The sequence below is a fragment of the Pradoshia eiseniae genome (genome assembly GCF_002946355.1).
In the GTDB taxonomy this organism is placed as follows: Bacteria; Bacillota; Bacilli; order Bacillales; family Pradoshiaceae; genus Pradoshia; species Pradoshia eiseniae.
This window is the reverse complement of sequence record NZ_PKOZ01000020.1, coordinates 15894-33704: the sequence shown is the minus strand read 5'-3', so window position 1 is coordinate 33704 and position 17811 is coordinate 15894. Positions and strand designations below refer to the sequence as shown.

Annotated in this window: 20 protein-coding genes, 11 tRNA genes and 1 rRNA gene; 2 read left to right on the top strand and 30 right to left on the bottom strand. The window is 43.4% G+C overall.

Features of this window, described 5'->3' with window-relative positions:
• From CYL18_RS17865 to CYL18_RS17805, 13 genes are all read right to left on the bottom strand, one after another.
• Positions 1–82: ribosomal RNA gene (locus CYL18_RS17865) — 16S ribosomal RNA — on the bottom strand; the annotation flags it as partial.
• Between the two features lie 107 nt (positions 83–189).
• Positions 190–263: transfer RNA gene (locus CYL18_RS17860), tRNA-Gly, on the bottom strand.
• 18 nt (positions 264–281) lie between these two features.
• Positions 282–358: transfer RNA gene (locus tag CYL18_RS17855), tRNA-Pro, on the bottom strand.
• A gap of 8 nt (positions 359–366) precedes the next feature.
• Positions 367–443 (bottom strand) — tRNA-Arg (locus tag CYL18_RS17850).
• Between the two features lie 13 nt (positions 444–456).
• Positions 457–543, bottom strand: a tRNA-Leu gene (locus tag CYL18_RS17845).
• A 65-nt stretch (positions 544–608) separates the two neighbouring features.
• Positions 609–693 (bottom strand) — tRNA-Leu (locus tag CYL18_RS17840).
• Between the two features lie 19 nt (positions 694–712).
• Positions 713–788: transfer RNA gene (locus CYL18_RS17835), tRNA-Lys, on the bottom strand.
• A 5-nt stretch (positions 789–793) separates the two neighbouring features.
• Positions 794–868 (bottom strand) — tRNA-Gln (locus CYL18_RS17830).
• A 73-nt stretch (positions 869–941) separates the two neighbouring features.
• Positions 942–1018 (bottom strand) — tRNA-Asp (locus CYL18_RS17825).
• A gap of 16 nt (positions 1019–1034) precedes the next feature.
• Positions 1035–1108: transfer RNA gene (locus tag CYL18_RS17820), tRNA-Met, on the bottom strand.
• Between the two features lie 39 nt (positions 1109–1147).
• Positions 1148–1222 (bottom strand) — tRNA-Glu (locus CYL18_RS17815).
• A gap of 30 nt (positions 1223–1252) precedes the next feature.
• Positions 1253–1343 (bottom strand) — tRNA-Ser (locus CYL18_RS17810).
• A 160-nt stretch (positions 1344–1503) separates the two neighbouring features.
• Positions 1504–1968: a SprT family protein gene (locus tag CYL18_RS17805; protein ID WP_104850832.1), complete on the bottom strand. Its 465-nt coding sequence runs from the start codon at positions 1966–1968 to the stop codon at positions 1504–1506.
• Positions 1969–2053: 85 nt separating this feature from the next.
• Here CYL18_RS17805 and cmpA point away from each other — a divergent pair, with 85 nt between their 5' ends.
• On the top strand, positions 2054–2173 hold the full coding sequence (gene cmpA, locus CYL18_RS17800) for a cortex morphogenetic protein CmpA (RefSeq protein ID WP_104850831.1): 120 nt from the start codon (positions 2054–2056) through the stop codon (positions 2171–2173).
• A gap of 19 nt (positions 2174–2192) precedes the next feature.
• Here cmpA and CYL18_RS17795 read toward each other — a convergent pair whose 3' ends face one another.
• The 14 genes from CYL18_RS17795 to acpS all read right to left on the bottom strand — a co-directional run bounded on the left by CYL18_RS17795 (position 2193) and on the right by acpS (position 13507).
• Positions 2193–4355: a Tex family protein gene (locus CYL18_RS17795; RefSeq protein WP_104850830.1), complete on the bottom strand. Its 2163-nt coding sequence runs from the start codon at positions 4353–4355 to the stop codon at positions 2193–2195.
• A 102-nt stretch (positions 4356–4457) separates the two neighbouring features.
• Complete coding sequence (locus CYL18_RS17790; RefSeq protein WP_104850829.1) at positions 4458–5063, bottom strand: PP2C family serine/threonine-protein phosphatase; 606 nt, start codon at positions 5061–5063, stop codon at positions 4458–4460.
• Positions 5060–5860, bottom strand: coding sequence for an RNA polymerase sigma factor SigB (gene sigB / locus CYL18_RS17785; protein WP_104850828.1), 801 nt, complete (start codon positions 5858–5860; stop codon positions 5060–5062). The genes CYL18_RS17790 and sigB overlap by 4 nt, the downstream gene beginning before the upstream one ends.
• Positions 5838–6311: an anti-sigma B factor RsbW gene (gene rsbW, locus CYL18_RS17780; RefSeq protein ID WP_104850827.1), complete on the bottom strand. Its 474-nt coding sequence runs from the start codon at positions 6309–6311 to the stop codon at positions 5838–5840. The genes sigB and rsbW overlap by 23 nt, the downstream gene beginning before the upstream one ends.
• Positions 6308–6640 carry an anti-sigma factor antagonist gene (locus tag CYL18_RS17775; RefSeq protein ID WP_104850826.1) on the bottom strand — a complete coding sequence of 111 codons (333 nt, stop codon included), beginning with the start codon at positions 6638–6640 and terminating at the stop codon, positions 6308–6310. The genes rsbW and CYL18_RS17775 overlap by 4 nt, the downstream gene beginning before the upstream one ends.
• Positions 6641–6703: 63 nt before the next feature.
• Positions 6704–7738, bottom strand: coding sequence for a PP2C family protein-serine/threonine phosphatase (locus CYL18_RS17770; RefSeq protein ID WP_104850825.1), 1035 nt, complete (start codon positions 7736–7738; stop codon positions 6704–6706).
• Positions 7726–8127, bottom strand: a complete 402-nt coding sequence (locus CYL18_RS17765) for an anti-sigma regulatory factor (protein WP_104850834.1) — start codon at positions 8125–8127, stop codon at positions 7726–7728. Before CYL18_RS17765 ends, CYL18_RS17770 begins: the two co-directional genes overlap by 13 nt.
• Positions 8128–8131: 4 nt before the next feature.
• Positions 8132–8488, bottom strand: a complete 357-nt coding sequence (locus tag CYL18_RS17760; RefSeq protein ID WP_104850824.1) for an STAS domain-containing protein — start codon at positions 8486–8488, stop codon at positions 8132–8134.
• Between the two features lie 2 nt (positions 8489–8490).
• Complete coding sequence (locus CYL18_RS17755; RefSeq protein ID WP_104850823.1) at positions 8491–9321, bottom strand: RsbT co-antagonist protein RsbRA; 831 nt, start codon at positions 9319–9321, stop codon at positions 8491–8493.
• 533 nt (positions 9322–9854) lie between these two features.
• Complete coding sequence (locus CYL18_RS17750) at positions 9855–10217, bottom strand: type II toxin-antitoxin system PemK/MazF family toxin (RefSeq protein WP_049672446.1); 363 nt, start codon at positions 10215–10217, stop codon at positions 9855–9857.
• Positions 10210–10491 (bottom strand): CopG family ribbon-helix-helix protein, encoded by a 282-nt coding sequence (locus CYL18_RS17745; RefSeq protein ID WP_049672447.1) that lies wholly within the window; start codon positions 10489–10491, stop codon positions 10210–10212. Before CYL18_RS17745 ends, CYL18_RS17750 begins: the two co-directional genes overlap by 8 nt.
• Positions 10492–10648: 157 nt before the next feature.
• Positions 10649–11812, bottom strand: a complete 1164-nt coding sequence (gene alr, locus CYL18_RS17740; protein ID WP_407984643.1) for an alanine racemase — start codon at positions 11810–11812, stop codon at positions 10649–10651.
• Positions 11813–11927: 115 nt separating this feature from the next.
• Positions 11928–12917: a LolA family protein gene (locus tag CYL18_RS17735; protein ID WP_104850822.1), complete on the bottom strand. Its 990-nt coding sequence runs from the start codon at positions 12915–12917 to the stop codon at positions 11928–11930.
• Between the two features lie 230 nt (positions 12918–13147).
• On the bottom strand, positions 13148–13507 hold the full coding sequence (gene acpS, locus CYL18_RS17730; RefSeq protein ID WP_104850821.1) for a holo-ACP synthase: 360 nt from the start codon (positions 13505–13507) through the stop codon (positions 13148–13150).
• Positions 13508–13555: 48 nt separating this feature from the next.
• On the opposite strand from acpS, the gene CYL18_RS17725 reads away from it, so the two are divergent.
• Positions 13556–14143 (top strand): rhomboid family intramembrane serine protease, encoded by a 588-nt coding sequence (locus tag CYL18_RS17725; protein WP_104850820.1) that lies wholly within the window; start codon positions 13556–13558, stop codon positions 14141–14143.
• On the opposite strand, the gene uvsE is transcribed toward CYL18_RS17725, so the two are convergent.
• The 3 genes from uvsE to CYL18_RS17710 all read right to left on the bottom strand — a co-directional run bounded on the left by uvsE (position 14144) and on the right by CYL18_RS17710 (position 17681).
• Positions 14144–15115, bottom strand: a complete 972-nt coding sequence (gene uvsE, locus CYL18_RS17720) for a UV DNA damage repair endonuclease UvsE (RefSeq protein WP_104850819.1) — start codon at positions 15113–15115, stop codon at positions 14144–14146.
• Positions 15116–15240: 125 nt separating this feature from the next.
• Positions 15241–16719, bottom strand: coding sequence for a DEAD/DEAH box helicase (locus CYL18_RS17715; protein WP_104850818.1), 1479 nt, complete (start codon positions 16717–16719; stop codon positions 15241–15243).
• A gap of 275 nt (positions 16720–16994) precedes the next feature.
• Positions 16995–17681, bottom strand: coding sequence for an alpha/beta hydrolase (locus CYL18_RS17710; RefSeq protein ID WP_104850817.1), 687 nt, complete (start codon positions 17679–17681; stop codon positions 16995–16997).
• Between the last annotated feature and the right edge of the window lie 130 nt (positions 17682–17811).

Below are 17811 nucleotides of genomic sequence, written 5' to 3'. Positions count from 1 at the left end.
GCTCCCATCTGATTCGCTCGACTTGCATGTATTAGGCACGCCGCCAGCGTTCGTCCTGAGCCAGGATCAAACTCTCCGAAAGATGTTTGATCTAGCTATAATTTAAAACATTGACGAGAGATATTCTCTCTTGTTTAAGACTTGCTTAGCGTTTCGTTTTGTTTAGTTTTCAAAGAACAATCATAATATTGGAGCGGGTGAAGGGAATCGAACCCTCATCATCAGCTTGGAAGGCTGAGGTTTTACCACTAAACTACACCCGCATATTCAATTGAAGCTGATGGTCGGGAAGACAGGATTCGAACCTGCGACCCCTTGGTCCCAAACCAAGTGCTCTACCAAGCTGAGCTACTTCCCGATAAATAATGGCGCGCCCGAGAGGAGTCGAACCCCTAACCTTTTGATCCGTAGTCAAACGCTCTATCCAATTGAGCTACGGGCGCATATTAGTATGATTGGTGCGGCCGAGAGGACTTGAACCTCCACGGGGTTAACCCCCACTAGGCCCTCAACCTAGCGCGTCTGCCATTCCGCCACGACCGCGTTAGTAAGTAACGCGACTTAATCTATTTTACTTGCTTTCACTTGGTCATTCAAGTGGGAATAAATGGTGCGGGTGAAGGGAGTCGAACCCCCACGCCGTAAGGCGCCAGATCCTAAGTCTGGTGCGTCTGCCAATTCCGCCACACCCGCATTTATTCTTTTTTAAAAATGGTGAGCCATGAAGGACTCGAACCTTCGACCCTCTGATTAAAAGTCAGATGCTCTACCGACTGAGCTAATGGCTCTTATATGGCTGGGCTAGCAGGATTCGAACCTACGAATGACGGAGTCAAAGTCCGTTGCCTTACCGCTTGGCTATAGCCCATTAATGTTTCAAAAGCAACATATTTATTATAATCACTTCAGACGAAATGTCAAGTGTTTTTTTTAAAATTTAATGGCGGTCCGGACGGGACTCGAACCCGCGACCTCCTGCGTGACAGGCAGGCATTCTAACCAACTGAACTACCGGACCATATAAATTTCATGAATTGCGGGGACAGGATTTGAACCTGCGACCTTCGGGTTATGAGCCCGACGAGCTACCAGACTGCTCCACCCCGCGACGATAAAAACGTACTGCTTGAAAAGCCTGTGTGTTTAATGGTGACCCCTACGGGATTCGAACCCGTGTTACCGCCGTGAAAGGGCGGTGTCTTAACCGCTTGACCAAGGGGCCATATATTATAGAAGTTTAACCGCTTTGTTCTGGCGGAGAAGGAGGGATTTGAACCCTCGCGCCGGTTACCCGACCTACACCCTTAGCAGGGGCGCCTCTTCAGCCTCTTGAGTACTTCCCCGTGTCTCTTCAGGAAACTTAAGTGCCTCAGTCGACTTTTTCTATTATAAAGAGTGTTTGTTTTGATGTCAACACTTTTTTAAAAAAGTTTTTTCATCAACTTTTTTCTCTTTGTTCCGGCTTTTTAACGCCGCTCAAATAAGTTACCATGCTTATGCAGTTCATGTCAACGACTTTTTAAAAATTATTTTCCCACGGCATTTTCCGCACACATATTTCTTTGTGTCCATGCGCCTTTTTCTCTTGTATTCCATGCGGCAGGATTGGCATTCGTACACCCATTTAACCGCTTGGACAGCTGCTTTTGTGCTGTTAAGGACAGAACAATAACGCGGAGAATCAGTTTCAAGAAGCAACCTTTTAAAATCGGCGTCTCCATGCTTATATCCTCTTCCAAGCAGGTGAAGATGATAATGGCAAAGCTCATGCTTGATGATTCCTACAAGCTCTTGCATCCCAATCTCATCAAGATATTTACGGTTAATTTCAATATTATGGCTAGAAAGCAAATAACGACCTCCCGTTGTGCGAAGTCTAGCGTTGAAGCTTGCTTTATGTAAGAACGGTCTATGAAATTGATTAATCGATATGTCTTCAACTAGCGCTTGTAATTCTTCATCCGTCAACCCGGCCTTCCCCTTCCTCGAGTAGTATCAAACAAACCTAGTATAACATACACTAAACTATCTAATCGGCAAAGGAGGGTTTATTTTGCCCCTTTGGCTACAAAATCAAATCCAGCGTGCTTTTTTGGAAAAGGACAGCAAGCAAATCTTATTATTGAATCAATGTTGGTATTTCTATAAGAAAAGCATTGCCGAGCAGAGCTGACGGCAATGCTTGTTTCACATCAAGAATTCGGGGCGATCATCGTCAAGGCAATGCGTTCTTTTGGAACATCTACCTTTTCCACCCATACCGTGACCACATCCCCTACAGCAACAACATCCATTGGATGCTTTACATAGCTGTTTCTTAATTTAGAAATGTGCACAAGACCTGCTTGCTTTACGCCAATATCTACGAAGGCGCCAAAATCTACGACATTGCGGACAGTTCCTTGCAGCTCCATCCCGGCCTTTAAGTCCTCAAGCTTGAGAACATCCTTCTTCAAAAGCGGGGCAGACAATTCATCACGCGGATCCCTCGCAGGACGCATAAGAGAATCCAAGATATCTCGGAGCGTAATTTCCCCTATCTCCAATTCCTCAGACATGACATGAACATCTATATTCGACAGAGCATTCCTGATCTTTTCGCTTCCTAAATCATCTGTTGATAATCCTTGACTGCGAAGCAGCGAGCGGACGGCTTCATAATTTTCAGGATGAATGGCTGTCCGGTCAAGTGGCTCTGCCCCATCTATCACACGAAGGAAGCCAATCGCTTGCTCATAGGTTTTAGCCCCTAAGCGAGGAATGGCTTTCAGCTCCTTCCGGTTCTTGAATGCTCCTTCCTGCTCCCGCTTCTTCACAATATTTTGAGCAACTGTCTTAGAAAGGCCTGCTACATATTGAAGAAGAGATGGCGATGCTGTGTTGACATTGACACCGACTTGGTTCACAGCAGTCTCCACAACAAAGGATAAGGATTCATTCAATTTCTTCTCTGAAACGTCATGCTGATATTGCCCCACTCCGACAGATTTAGGATCAATTTTGACTAGTTCCGCAAGCGGGTCTTGAAGCCGTCGTGCGATAGAGACTGCACTCCGCTCTTCCACCTGGAGCGCCGGGAATTCCTCTCTCGCAATATCTGATGCTGAATAGACACTAGCGCCTGCTTCATTGACGATTAAGTAATATATCTCCTTTGATTGTTCCTTTAACGCATCTACGATGAATTGCTCCGTTTCACGGGATGCTGTTCCATTACCAATCGCCACAAGCTCGATAGCATACTTTTCTAGAATATGAAGAATTTTCTGTGTGGCTTCCTTCCTTTTTGAGACTGGCGGATGCGGATATACGACCCCAATCTCAAGCATCTTTCCGGTTTGGTCAACCACGGCAAACTTACAGCCTGTCCGATAAGCCGGGTCGACTCCGAGCACCATCTTCCCTTTAAGAGGAGGCTGGAGCAACAGATTCCGAAGATTCTCTGAGAATATATGAATCGCCTGATCTTCAGCCTTATCCGTTAGCTCGTTACGAATCTCTCTTTCAATAGAAGGCTGGATAAGTCGTTTGTATCCATCCTCGACAGCTTCCTTCAAGATAGCTTCACAAACCGTCGGACCTTTAACGACCTGGCGTTCCATATACCCGAGAATACGGTCAGCATCCGCTTTAACACTAACCCTTAAGACTCCCTCTTTCTCTCCGCGATTAAGGGCAAGAATACGGTGAGGAACAATTTTCTCTACCGCTTCTTCAAACTCATAATACATCTCGAAAATATTCTTCTCGTCTTTCTCTTCATCCTTTACAACAGATTTAATCATTCCCCGCTTATATGTATCATCCCGAATCCACTTTCGAAAGGCAGGATTGTCCGCAATGATTTCCGCAATAATATCCTTAGCACCTTCCAATGCCTCTTCTGCACTCTGAACTCCTTTATCGATATTCACATAGAGCTCCGCCTCTTTATGAGGTAATCCTGATACAGGGCAACCGATGATCCATTCAGCAAGAGGTTCAAGCCCCTTCTCCTTGGCAACCGTCGCCTTTGTTCGGCGCTTTTGTTTATAGGGGCGATATAAGTCTTCAACCATTTGCAGTTTTGTCGCTTGTATGATTTCCTTACGCAGTTCAAGTGTAAGCTTACCTTGCTCTTCAATAATGCGCAGGACCTCTTCCTTGCGCTTCTCAAGGTTGTCTAGATAATTCCATTTCTCGGAGATTGTCTTTATTTCCACCTCATCAAGCGATCCCGTCATTTCTTTTCGATAACGCGCGATAAAAGGAATGGTGTTCCCCTCTTCTAAAAGGTTCAACACATTCGCAACCTGCTTATCTTTAACAGAAGCCTCCTTGGCAATAAGGCGAACTAGTTCCTCTTTGGATTTCATGCAATTCAACCTTTCTTTTATGACTTTCGTCTTAATAGTAACACAATCCTTTTAATGGAAGAACAGGCGCCCGAGCGGACAAAAAAAAGAAGCCTCTTGTTATTATTCTAGAAGACTTCCAAATATAAAAGTTATATCATCTGAGGCCGCAGAATTTGTGTGTTCCAGCTGATTAGCTGATACTTCAAGCGAGCTTGAAAGCCCGAAGAAATCCTTTGTACCTCTCATCTCAAATCCATCAGAGTGAATCAAGAACCTCGAATTGGGCACATAGGAAAATTCCTGTGTATGAAAACGCTGTTTCCGTCCAGACATATAGCCTGTAACTGGAAGAGGATAAACCAATTTGCCATTAGGCGGATATAGATAGAATCGAATGTTGCCCACGCAGCTGTAGTGAAATCTTTGTTCATTGAAATAGACTTTAAAGATAGCAACTGCCGCTCCCCTCTTTTGAAGAAGTACACGATTACACAGCTCCATCAATGAGTCCACATCTTTTCCATGTGATTCGCGTACTACATTTGTAACCGCACGAGAGGATTCATGCGCAAATTCACCTGACCCCAGGCCATCCGCCAATACGCATACAAAATAATCATCCGTGGCGAGGAAAAAGTAATCATCTCCACATAAGGCTTTGCCGTCCTTAGAAGATTGGGCGGCAATTGCCTCTACCTTTCTATCCCGAAGGACTTCATGTTTCACTGGATATACTCCGAATTCTCAGCATTAATGGCTTCCTGAAGCTTCTTTATAGCTCTCCTCTGTAAACGCGAAACATGCATTTGCGAAATACCGAGCCGGTCTCCTGCTTCTTTTTGACTTAAGTTTTCAAGGTATGTGTAATGGATGATTTTCTTCTCTCGGTCACTAAGAACATGCAAAACCTTCTCAAGGACTAAGCGCTGGTTTACCTTTTCATACCCGTCATCCACATTGCCGAAGATATCTAACAGCGTAACAGTGCCTCCATCTGAATCTGCCTCTATGGAATGGTCTACAGAAAGCGCTTGGTAGCTCTTGCCCATCTCCATAGCCTCTAGCACCTCTTCTTCGGAAACATCCAAATATCTGGCTATTTCTTCTATCTTAGGAGAACGGTGTAAGGTTGAGGTTAGCTCCTCTACTGTTGTCTTAATTTTCGGGCCAAGCTCTTTAATTCGCCGCGGCACATGAACACTCCATGTCTTGTCACGGAGAAAACGCTTGATTTCCCCTATAATTGTCGGGACAGCGAATGCTTCAAAGCTCTTGCCAAAGGAGTCGTCATAACGGCGTATCGCACCCAGCAACCCAATCATACCCACCTGGATGATATCCTCGTGGTATGACTTTCCCTTTGAATATTTCCTCGCGATCGTCTCAACCAATCCTTGATAGTGAAGGACAAGCTGATTTTGAGCTTCCTGGTCGTCATTCTCCTGGTAAGCTTTTATCCACTGCATGACTTGTTCTTTTGATTGAGCTCTCATTTCATCGTTAGTTTGAGATTGTCTCTGCATCACTTTCCACCTGCTCTCCCTCAAGAAACTTCGTCATGAAAACTGTCACACCCTCGTTCTGGTGTATTTTGACCTCATCCATGAGCGTCTCAATCAGATATAGACCCAAGCCTCCTTCTCTCAAAAATTCCACGGACTGGTCTCTCTCATATGGTCCCAACCCTTGTCTTACTTCGTCAAAATTGCAGCTCTGTCCATTATCTACCACCATAACTTCTAAGCGATCATCATAAAGACCGAAGCCAATGACAACCTCCCCTTCATTCTTGCCTTTATAAGCGTGTTGGACAGCATTTGTACAGGCTTCGCTAGTCGCAATCTTTAAATCTTCTATACTATCATAGGAAAAACCCATTCGACTGGCGATGCCTGACAGCGTCAATCGCATGATTCCAATAAACTCTGGTTTAGCCGGTAATTTCATTTCAATGTATTCATATGTTTCATTCATTGTGATCCACCCTCTGCATGGCTTTTTATATGGATAATATCAGCAAGTCCTGTGATTTCAAACAATCTGTGCAGCCGCTCTGACAAACCAATAATTTTAAAATCACCATTATGCGCCCGTACGTTCTTAAATAGACCGACAAATACACCCAGCCCGGTGCTGTCCATATAAGATACTTCTGATAAATCCACAACCATTACCACTTTGTCCTTATCAGAGAACGGGAATAGCTTCTCTCTTAAGCGAGGTGCCGTATAGGCATCAATCTCACCCTTCACATGCACATGTACCTCTGAATTTATATCTTGTACATCAATAGATATATTCATTAATTGACCCACTCCTCAACAATATGTCTTTAGCGTTCTTTTAAATACCCGTTTTACCCCAATCTAAAACTTACGTCGGATAATGATTAGGGTAAAGTCGTCCCGCAGCTGGAAATGCTGCATTTTTTCAAGCTTCTTAAATAGATTATTAACAATACTCTGAGCGTCGAGATGGATGGATTCTTGTATAATTTCAACCAATGTATCCCGCTCAATGAACCCTTCGTTTGTCCGGCACTCCGTCACACCATCCGAGAGCAGAACAATCATGTCTCCTACCTCGATTTTTCGTTCATATTGTTTATATGTTGTCCGCTTATCGACTCCAAGCAAGAGACCTCTGGCCATCAATTCAGAAAAGCTATTCTCCTGGTAATCATAGAAAAAACCTGGTTCATGTCCTGCAGAAGCATATGTAAAGATATGATCAGTTGGGTCATACAACCCATAAAACATCGTTATAAACATACTTGGGTCAACATTTTGTTCAACGACTCTATTGATGCTTTCCAGAACACTAGCTGGCGATGTCCTGTGCTCAGGGAGTGAATCCATCGCATACTTAATCATGGACATGCATAATGCTGCCGGAATTCCTTTTCCGATTATATCTGCAATAGCTACAGCTACCCGGTTATGCTCATCCTCCACAAAGTGGAAATAATCGCCGCTCATATGCTTGGCCGGCACGCTTATTGCCCCAATATCGAGATTATCGATAACAGGGATGTTCGTGCCGAGCAAGGTTTGCTGAACATTAGTCGCAATTTCCATTTCACTTTTCAGCTCACGCTGCTGATGCCTTAAACTTTGCAGCTCACGAAATGCCACACCGTATTCAAGCATCACCTCAAGCAGGAAATCAAGTGAATGTAGCGCATTATTGGAGAGGTCAGGATAGATTTGCTGCAGTGCGTTTTGATGCATGCTGATAATTTCTTCTGGTGATATATCATTTTCCATGGCTGACTTGCTGATCTTTTGCCCTAAATACAAGGCTTGTTCCGTTTGCTCTGCTAAGTACCTCGAGAGAGCATCCCGATAATCTTTTTCTAAATACTCTCTTTTCGCCACGCATCTCCCCCCTAACGAATCCATTTGGTTGTAGTAATCTTCGTTCCAACTCCAACCTCTGAGTCAATTTCAAACTCATCCATTAATCGTTTTACCCCAGGCAATCCAGCTCCCAGGCCGCCTGAAGTCGTATAGCCATCCTCCATCACTCTCCTGATATCACTAATTCCTGGACCTTTATCTTCCGCTATAACGCGCAGGCCGGTTCTGCCGTTATCCCAAAGCTTCTCGATACCGATTTCGCCTTGCCCTGCATATAAATAAATGTTCCTTGCTAATTCACTAATTGTCGTGGTGATTCTCGCCTGGTCCACTGTGCCAAAACCTAATTCCTTGGCCACATTTCTCCCTACTTGCCGGGCAGCAACAATATCCCACTCATTTAATATTTTTACGTAGGATTGGGTACTCATCATGCTAGTCCCCCAGTTCCTTCTGTAATTTCTCCAATCCTTTTTCAAGGTCTATAGCCGTCATGACATCGGATAACGTGATGCCTAATTCAACCAGCGTGATAGCGACGGCTGGCTGTATGCCAGTAATCACCACTTTAGCACCCATCAGTTTCGACATATTGATTACATCGCCTAAGACCTTCGCGATGAATGAGTCAATAATCTCAATGGACGTAAGATCAATCACGACTCCATTAGCACTCGTTTCATGGATTTTATGTAATAAATCTTCCTGGAATTGAAGGGCTGTCGCATCATCTAATTCCCATTGAATTGAGATTAGCAGACAATCATGCAATTTCAATATTGGAATTCTCATTTTCACTCCTCCGTAACCTCTATAATTTTCTTATTCGTAATCTGGAGGGCAGCTTCCACACCCTTTTTCAGTGTATTTTTTGTTATAATCTCATCTAAATTAATGCCTAAATTAACAATAGTTTGGGCAATTTCCGGGCGTATTCCAACAAGCATGCATTTCGCTCCAACCAGACGCACCGCTTCAGCTGCTTGTATGATGTGATGTGCCACCATCGTATCGACAACAGGTACACCAGTAATATCAATCAAAACAACCTCAGAGCGATGTCTTACTGCCCCGCTCAGCAGATTCTCCATTATTTGTTTGGCACGCTCTGTATCTATCGTTCCAATAAGTGGCATAACCGTAATTCCGTCAAATACAGGAATAAGAGGCGCAGAGAGTTCCTGGAGAGCAATACGCTGAAGAGAAACCGTCCTTTCCCAAGTGGATGTATAAACATTAATGATTTCATTATTCAACGGCGTAATCCACTCATCAAAGTCAAGGACAATCTCCAATTGGTTCTCTTTGGTCATGACTCCCTCTCTCACCATGCCTTCGGTCACGACGATATTAAATAACTTCATCCCTTCGTTTACGAAGGTAAGCGGCCACCCCAGACGGATAATCTTTTCGGCAAAGTCGCCAAGCTTAGACTGAAATTCCTCGTTAGAGTCTGTGATGTTTGAAATGAGCACCTCAATGAACTCATTGCTCGTCCGAATAAATACCTGATCAGATACGACATTGATTACCCGTTCATCTGCATTTTCCTTCATCTTATCAACCCAGCACTGAAGGATTTCTCCTTTGTGATCCTGTATATAGTTTTGCACAAACTTATTCATCAGTTCCTCCTTAAAGTGATCTAATGCCTAATCTCTATGCCGACAACTCAAGAATAATTTAATAATTAGAAATTATATATATAACAACATTATAAACACACCATTGTAAAATGGGAAACCAAAAACCAGAAGATGGTATCTAATCAGAAATTTATCATATACCCTAATTTTTAAAGCACATGCTTTTATTCCCGATTTTTTTTAAGATTACTCAAAATATCTTGATTTTACATACAACCGTAATATTTCATCCAAATTTATGGAAATAAAAGGATCTGTTAAAGTTTAGTGTTGATATCTTAGCACCGTTGATTGAAGTGGAATGTAGCTGACTCCTGCGGGATCAGCGGACTGGGGGAGACCCCACAGACGCTGAAAGCGTCGAGGAGGCTCCCCCACCGCCCCGCGGAAAGCAGCCAACTGTAACGAAAATCAACATTTATATTTAACAGAGCCAAATAAAAAAAAGCTACCAAGATCATTTTCTTGATAGCTTTTGCTTGCAGTACATCATCGACTGCTGAATATTTACTTTATAAGTCCACTAGGCCAAGACTAATTTGAAGAGCATACACGACCTTCTTCATCATTTCATCGTCTAGCTGTGTAATCTTGTCAGTTAATCTTTGCTTATCAATTGTCCGAATTTGTTCGAGCAGAATAACAGAATCTCGTTCGAATCCATACTTTTCGGCATCAATTTCTACGTGGGTCGGCAGTTTCGCTTTTTGTATTTGAGCCGTAATTGCCGCAATGATTACGGTTGGGCTGAATCGATTCCCTATGTCATTTTGTATGACTAGGACAGGCCTGACTCCGCCTTGCTCAGATCCTACCACAGGAGACAAATCAGCAAAATAGACGTCACCACGTTTAACATTTAATCCCTTATTCACCGCTGACTAAACGCTCCACGGCATGTTCAGCTTCATATTCGGCCTGAAAGGCTTCAGCTGCCATAGTCAAGTTGATATTAGCCATCTCCATATATCCACGGCGCATAGATTCACGAAATTCCTTCTTTTTACGTTCTTGCAGGTACATCTTAGTTGCTTGGTAAATAAATTCGCTTCGATTTACATTTTCTTCTCGCACGTATCCATCCAACTCACTTAGCAAATTTTGGGGCAAGCGTATTAGAATTTCCGTAGTTGCACTGGACTCCGACACAGGCAAACACCTCCACCATCACTACAAACCACTTTAGTCTTTTTTCTATCTTACCATCAATACCACCTCAAAGAAAGGTGTCTAATACATTTCTTTCTTATTATGAAGCAATTTCTCGGTATTTTATACTAATTTTATTTTAAAATGTGTTGAAAAATCATTTACGAAATAACGGATTGACGATGTCAACTATCTTTCCACCCGTTTTATAGACCCTTGGAATGCGATAGGACAGCTGGCATGTTATTTCATAATTGATGGTTTCAAGCTTTTCTGCAAGCTCATCCGCTGTAATGGCTTCTTGACCGTCAGTTCCAATCAATGTGACAATCGTATCTTCTTGAATTGGTTCATCCACCCTCACCATGCATTGGTCCATACATATCCTTCCTACAATTGGTGTTCTCTTGCCTTTAATCAATACATTTTGACCTGAAAGCTTGCGAATCCACCCATCTGCATAGCCTATTGGCAATGTAACAATCCACTCTGGAGCCTTCGCTTCATAGGTACCTCCGTAGCTGACGGTATCCCCTGCAAAAATCTGCTTCACTTGCTTGACCCGTGTATATAGAGACAGAGCAGGCTTGAGGTTTACAGGGAGCTCATTCTTGATTTCCGGTGAAGGGCTTAACCCATACATTGCAATGCCAACCCGCACCATATTGAAATAAGCGTCAGGCAACCTCATCGCAGCTGCACTGTTACTCGTATGAATCATCGGCGGGAGAGAGTTCATACTATGAAGGATCAAGAGAAATTTCATTAGCTGGTTCTTTGAATGCTCAAGATCCTCTTCATCCGCTTTGGCAAAATGCGTAAAAACACCTTCTACCTGTATTTTATTTTGTTTCTGCAAAATATATTCAATATCTTTCATTTCTTCTTTTGTACGGATACCGAGCCTGCCCATTCCTGTATCGATTTTGATATGTATATGGAGTTGTTGTTCACTCTCTTTTAGATGCTTGAGTGCTTCCTCAATATAGGACTCGTTATGAACCGTAACACTAATTCCATACTCTGCCGCAACAGGCGCATCAGAGCCCCTGGTTGAGCCTAGAACAAGGATGGGCGCTTCTATACCATGTTCACGAAGACGAATTCCTTCATCCAATAAGGCAACAGCCAAAGAAGTCGCACCCGCATCAAGCGCAGCCTTAGCCACTTGAATATCTCCATGCCCATAGGCATTTGCCTTTACGACAGCCATGACCGCCGTATCCTTCGGCAATAATTCCTTGATTGCTTTTAAGTTCTCTTGAACATGGTCTAAATTCACTTCTGCCCATGTATCGCGGTAAAATTGGTTGCTCATCATGATTGCTGTACCTTCCTTTTGACGTTTGTGTTTTCATTATTCTCCTATTTCGATTGTTAGTCAATCATCAGCACAACAAAAAGGCCCGCACCTGCGGACCTATTCATTAAATTTATTATTTTTCCCCCACTGGTGCCACTGATTTAGCCACCATCAGCAGCTCATCCATTGTTAAGTTCTTGCCCGCAAGCATGAAGTCCGTACCTTCATAAGACCAAGAAATCGAATTATCGGTCATATAGCCAACTGTAAAGCCTAAATCAATTGGTTCCCCAGTCACTGTTGTCACCGCTGCTTCCGTGACAACCTTAGAGTTATTTTCAATTAGTGTATATTCCTTGTCCGCTCCGGCATAGGTAAGAACAGCCTTTTGTCCTTCCTCTGTCTCAATCATTTTTTCGCCCGCCAGGACAACCCCATCAATTTCAGCGGTTGGATATTGTACCTCTAGACTAGCATCTTCCTCAGTCTTCATGACCGGCACTTCAAGCTGAGCTCCCGTCATGTTTTTGTTAACATCAAAGGCACCCTTGCCATAATCAGGGTTAAAGCTCGTTTTCTCAAACTTTACTTCAACCAATGTATTACGGTCAGAATCCATAACTTCAACACGCTTAGGCTCAAGAGTCTTCTTATCAAACTCAATAATTTGCAGCGGCAGCATCTTATTGTTCTGATAGCGCGTCTTCGATTCAAATACATAGCTGTTATCTGTCGTCTTGAAGCTTGCATCCTTATCATCCTTTACATCCATGACAAGGGATTCATATAAGTACGCTTGGGAGCTATTCTTCGGCCATTCACTTTGAAAGCGGAAGCTTTTGTTCAACGCCGGGGTTAAGACAAAAACACCTTCTTTATTACGCAAAATGATTTGGCTTTGATCCTTTTGTGCATTCTTCAAATTGACCCGGTAATTCGATGGAGCCTCATACCAGACCTCCACATCATAGACCTGTGGCTCTGACCCCATCTTCAGGGTCATTTTCGCATCAGCCTTGTACCCTTTTATCTCGGACATTTTCTTTGTGAGCGCATCAACCACATCTGTCTGTGATTTCTGACCGCAGCCCGCCAATGCAAACATCAACCCCAATGTTAACATCAGCACTAGTAACCTCCTCAAAGCTTCTCATCCCCTTTTTACAGTAGTAAGTAAAAGGGAGAGGATAAGGCGCCAATGACCATCAGCACGACCTAAAACAGTAAAATCTATGACTCTATTACTGTTTAATAACAATCGGCACATGGAAATGAATAAGGCCTTGTCTCTCCTATTCGCTAATTGAATATATGAGAGAGCTCGTCTAAATATGTGCTTTTTACTTCGAATTTCTATTCTGTCTTGTCCTCAAGAATCACCTGGGCAGCTGCATACTGGCTCGTATGTGTAATACTGAGATGAGCCATATAAGAGTATGGATGCCGAACGATTGGCTTTCCACTTTTTTCTTGTATAATGGAGATATCCTGAAATGAGAGTCCCTTGCCTATCCCTGTACCAACAGCTTTTGAGAAGGCCTCCTTCGCAGAGAATCTGCCGGCAAACCACTCTGTTTTCCTCCGCTCACCTAAGCTTGCGAAGACTTCCATTTCTTCAGGAGTCAAGATCCGGCTCGCAAACTTCGGCTTGCGGGCAAGCAAATTACGCACCCTGTCTAACTCTACAATATCAAGCCCTATCCCTTTTATCATGAAACGCCCACCTTTAAGTTAAAATTTTATTCGTTAGGATTGATGCCCATGTTCACTAGATCGGAAAGCTTCTCACAATTTATCCGTTTCTATCCCGCTGTCAGCTTAATCTCTGCTATTTGCGTCATTCTTTATGTGGCGACTGTCTTGCCCCTCCTGCCTGCACGAGATATTTTCACTGCTTTAAGCGGGGTTAATTTCCTCATTAGCGAGGGAGAGTACTGGAGATTGGTCACACCGATATTCATGCATGCCGGTCTCACTCATATCCTTTTTAACGTCTTTAGCTTGATTATTATTGGGCCAGGCATTGAATCCTTTGCCGGCACCAAACGCTTTGCCCTGCTATTTCTGCTTTCCGGCATCCTGGCCAATGTTCTGACCTTGGTGATAATGCCTCCTATGTATGTTCATGTTGGGGCAAGCGGAGCCATATTCGGGATCTTCGGCTGTTATGCTTATATCCTATTATATAAGAAACATCTTATGAGCCGCCAAAATTCACAAACCATTCTTGCTTTAATTATCATATCAGTGGTTTTATCCTTTATGCAGGGTTCCGTTAACCTGATTGGCCATATTGGCGGTCTCGTAAGCGGCTTCTTGCTGGCTCCCCTTTTCCTGAAGAACAAGTGATTATAACGGCTTGAACTGGAAGCATGCCCCCTTAACCTGCTTGAACCCAGGGGTATGCTTCAGTTCTTCCGCCATCCGAAATACGGCACTATCCTTTAGCTTTGCCTCTAGCATGACATCGATTTGCTGGACATACCCACGATTGCCCTTCGCTATTTCCAGGATTTCAGTGACCTCAACATAATCAGCATGAGCTTTAGGGTTCTTTGAGTCCCTTGGGGAGGATAAATGAATCTTTACCGGGAGCATGGAACACTCCCAGGTTTTAGCGATTCTCTCCCACTTTTCTTCAAAATCTCCTTGGGGATTCATCTTATGGTGATGCAAATCAAATACAAATGGAATTCCTAGCTTTTCACATAAATATAAAACATCATCCGCCCCAAAAAGGGTATCATCATTTTCCAATATAATCATTTCCTGAATGGGTACAGGCACATACGCCCAATTCAAAATGAATTGCTCCAGTGCCTGTTCCTTATCATGATAGCCCCCTCCGACGTGTAGTACACATCGATGCTTCGGTGGTATCCCCATCGCCTTTAACATCTTATAGTGAAAGGTCAATGCCTTAATAGAGGACTTCAGCACCTCCATATCAGGACTATTGAGCACAACAAAATGATCAGGGTGGAAGTCCGCCCTGATGTGGGGATGCTCCCTTAAATACGCCTTAATTGCCGCTGTTTCCCGTTTGACGCCGCGCATATAGGACCAATCCGAAAGCTCAGGGTGGTCAGCCAATGGAATAAGCTTGGAGGAAAAACGAAAGAACTCAATGCCACCTGCTTCATTATGCCTGAGAAGACGCAAGCAATTATGAAGATTTGACTGGGCAATCCGCTCAAGTCTCCGAATAGCGGCCTCACGATCTTTTAATTTACTGAACTGGGCATAGGTCATTGTCTGGGAAGGGGAAGCATTTTGCAGCTCCATACTCATCGCCACATACCCAAGTCGTATATAGGTCATATCTTCATCTCCTTGCCTTTAGTATGGGCCAGGAGCCGAAATTCTATATTCACGGCAAAGGAACTTCTGACAAATAAGAAAAGCCAGCCCTATAACAGGCTGGCTTCATTCAATCAATCGATTGATTATTTGCTTTGGTTCTTTGGTTTAGAGTTGCTATAAGACTTCCGGCGTCCGCCTTGGCTGTTGCCTCCGCTGCGTCTTCTGTCTCCGGAGCGGCCATCACGATTGTATGGACGCTTGCCGCTTCCGCCTTTTCCTTTGTAGGAGCTTTCTTTACGGAATGGTAAAGGTCTTTCTTCTGAGATTGTAACTGGCTTCTCATCCGGCTCTTTAACGAACAATTTCAAAGCTGCTGCTACAAGGTCTTCAGCTGTTTGGTCTTCAAGCATTTCCTTTGCAAGTGGAAGGTAAGCTGTTAGATTCTCTGAAGATGCTGCATTGTATAGCTTTTCTTTCGCTGTTCTTAGCTGGCCTTCAAGAGCATCTGTTACAGTTGGAGCTTTCATGCGCTCCATTTTCTTCTTCGTTGTGCGTTCAACGACTTCTAGGTAGGACATTTCACGCGGTGTAACGAATGTAATGGCCATCCCTTCTTTGCCGGCACGACCTGTACGGCCGATACGGTGAACATAGCTTTCTGGATCTTGCGGGATATCAAAGTTGTATACATGAGTTACGCCAGAGATGTCAAGACCGCGGGCAGCTACGTCTGTTGCCACTAAAACGTCAATTGTGCCTTCTTTGAATTTGCGAAGAACGGACATACGGCGTGCTTGAGTTAAGTCACCGTGAATCCCTTCTGCTGTATAGCCGCGAACCGTCAAAGCCTCTGAAAGTTCATCAACACGACGTTTTGTACGACCGAATACGATAGCCAATTCAGGTGTGTGAATGTCAATCAAGCGTGTTAATGTATCGAATTTTTCTCTTTCAGGAACACGAACATAGTATTGGCTGATAGCCGGCACTGTCATTTCTCTTGCTTTGACGCGAACCGTTTTTGGTTCATGCATGAATCTTTCCGCAATACGACGGATTGGATCTGGCATTGTCGCAGAGAAAAGCAATGTTTGATGGTCATCTGGCACGGAAGACAAGATGGATTCAATATCTTCAATGAATCCCATGTTTAGCATTTCATCTGCTTCATCAAGAACAACTGTATGAACAGTATTCAAACGGATTGTCTTTCTGTTGATGTGGTCAAGTAGACGGCCAGGTGTCCCAACAATGATATGCGGGCGTTTCTTTAACGCACGGATTTGGCGAGAGATATCTTGTCCGCCATAAACAGCAAGTACACGCGCACGATTGCCTGCGCCAATTTTGTAAAGTTCTTCTGAAACCTGAATTGCAAGCTCACGTGTCGGAGCAATAATAAGACCTTGGATTTCATCCTTAGAAACATCGATTTTCTCAATCATTGGAATACCAAATGCGGCTGTTTTACCAGTACCCGTTTGCGCTTGACCGATTAAGTCTCCGCCTTCTAATGCGAGCGGAATTGTTTCAGACTGGATTGGTGTCGCTTCCTCAAAGCCCATTTTTTCTACTGCTTTCAACGTGTTACGGCTAATTCCTAATTCACTAAATAATGCCATTAATTTTTCTACCCCTTTTTCAATAGGTGTTATTTTAACAATTGCTTCAATATATTTTTCAGTCCTGTCTAACAGGATAAAGTGTGGGTTTATCATACCTGTCGCACAGGGTTCGATCTCATAAAAAAAAGCGGCCGAAAGTACCTCCGGCAGCATGAGTTCATAAGGTCCAATTCATTTGGAAAATGTTCATGAAACGCATGTATTTAACTTATGTTAACAAATACATTGCCGGATTGCAAATATTGTGTACTGCTAATATATGTTTGGGTGCTTTATTTACACAAGAACTCATGCACTTGTTTAAAGAGCCATTCATTATTCTCACAATGACAAATCAAATGATTGCATCCATCGAGCCAAAGGGCCGTTTTATCTTTGGATGCGACTGTATCATAGAGATATTGTGTGCTTTTATAGTGGACAATACCATCTTGCAGACCATGCGCTATAAAGACAGGCATCGAGATATCTGGCAAATGGGGCCTGTAGTTCCTGACCAGCTTTCTGAATTGCATGGCTGCAGATATCGGGGTGTGTTTTATTTTTGCATGGTAGCGGATGTATAGAGCATTTTCTTTAAGTTTTCCTTGGAGCATTTCCTGCATTAGTGCCCTTAATTCAACGGAGAGCTGCTTCGGCGAGTAATAAAAGACTGCCGGACTGAGCAAAACTAATTTATCAATCGGTTGATTAACGGCTAAAGTCGAGGCAATCATGCCCCCCATAGAGAAACCAATCAAATAAATTGTATCACAATGCCTCTGTAGTTCATCAAGCGCCTTGCTCGCGGCATCAAGCCATTCTGTATAGGACACACCCTTCAGACTGCCTCCTTCTTCATGTCCGGGAAGGACAGGACAGGCTATTGTCCAATTGGTGTTCTCTTGAATATATTCCATCAATGGCTCCACTTCCCACGGGGAACCAGTAAATCCATGAATAAAAAGGCATCCAATCATTTATATACCCCTAATTTGTCTCTATAATATAATACCCATTTCCTTATTTTAATTATAATGACATTTATAAAAATAATAAAGAAGTCACCCTTTCACGCCTTTAGCAGCAAATGGATGACTTCTTTTTGGC

Excerpts from the sequence above, each read along its gene's own strand:
- CYL18_RS17735 (WP_104850822.1), bottom strand. The coding sequence starts at position 12,917 with ATGTTAACATTGGGGTTGATGTTTGCATTGGCGGGCTGCGGTCAGAAA.
- CYL18_RS17710 (WP_104850817.1), bottom strand. The coding sequence starts at position 17,681 with ATGATTGGATGCCTTTTTATTCATGGATTTACTGGTTCCCCGTGGGAA.
- CYL18_RS17795 (WP_104850830.1), bottom strand. The coding sequence starts at position 4,355 with ATGAAATCCAAAGAGGAACTAGTTCGCCTTATTGCCAAGGAGGCTTCT.
- CYL18_RS17760 (WP_104850824.1), bottom strand. The coding sequence starts at position 8,488 with ATGAGAATTCCAATATTGAAATTGCATGATTGTCTGCTAATCTCAATT.
- acpS (WP_104850821.1), bottom strand. The coding sequence starts at position 13,507 with ATGATAAAAGGGATAGGGCTTGATATTGTAGAGTTAGACAGGGTGCGT.
- CYL18_RS17715 (WP_104850818.1), bottom strand. The coding sequence starts at position 16,719 with ATGGCATTATTTAGTGAATTAGGAATTAGCCGTAACACGTTGAAAGCA.
- CYL18_RS17765 (WP_104850834.1), bottom strand. The coding sequence starts at position 8,127 with ATGAGTACCCAATCCTACGTAAAAATATTAAATGAGTGGGATATTGTT.
- CYL18_RS17755 (WP_104850823.1), bottom strand. The coding sequence starts at position 9,321 with ATGAATAAGTTTGTGCAAAACTATATACAGGATCACAAAGGAGAAATC.
- CYL18_RS17725 (WP_104850820.1), top strand. The coding sequence starts at position 13,556 with ATGTTCACTAGATCGGAAAGCTTCTCACAATTTATCCGTTTCTATCCC.
- CYL18_RS17770 (WP_104850825.1), bottom strand. The coding sequence starts at position 7,738 with ATGGATTCGTTAGGGGGGAGATGCGTGGCGAAAAGAGAGTATTTAGAA.
- uvsE (WP_104850819.1), bottom strand. The coding sequence starts at position 15,115 with ATGACCTATATACGACTTGGGTATGTGGCGATGAGTATGGAGCTGCAA.
- rsbW (WP_104850827.1), bottom strand. The coding sequence starts at position 6,311 with ATGAATGAAACATATGAATACATTGAAATGAAATTACCGGCTAAACCA.
- sigB (WP_104850828.1), bottom strand. The coding sequence starts at position 5,860 with ATGCAGAGACAATCTCAAACTAACGATGAAATGAGAGCTCAATCAAAA.
- CYL18_RS17775 (WP_104850826.1), bottom strand. The coding sequence starts at position 6,640 with ATGAATATATCTATTGATGTACAAGATATAAATTCAGAGGTACATGTG.
- alr (WP_407984643.1), bottom strand. The coding sequence starts at position 11,812 with ATGATGAGCAACCAATTTTACCGCGATACATGGGCAGAAGTGAATTTA.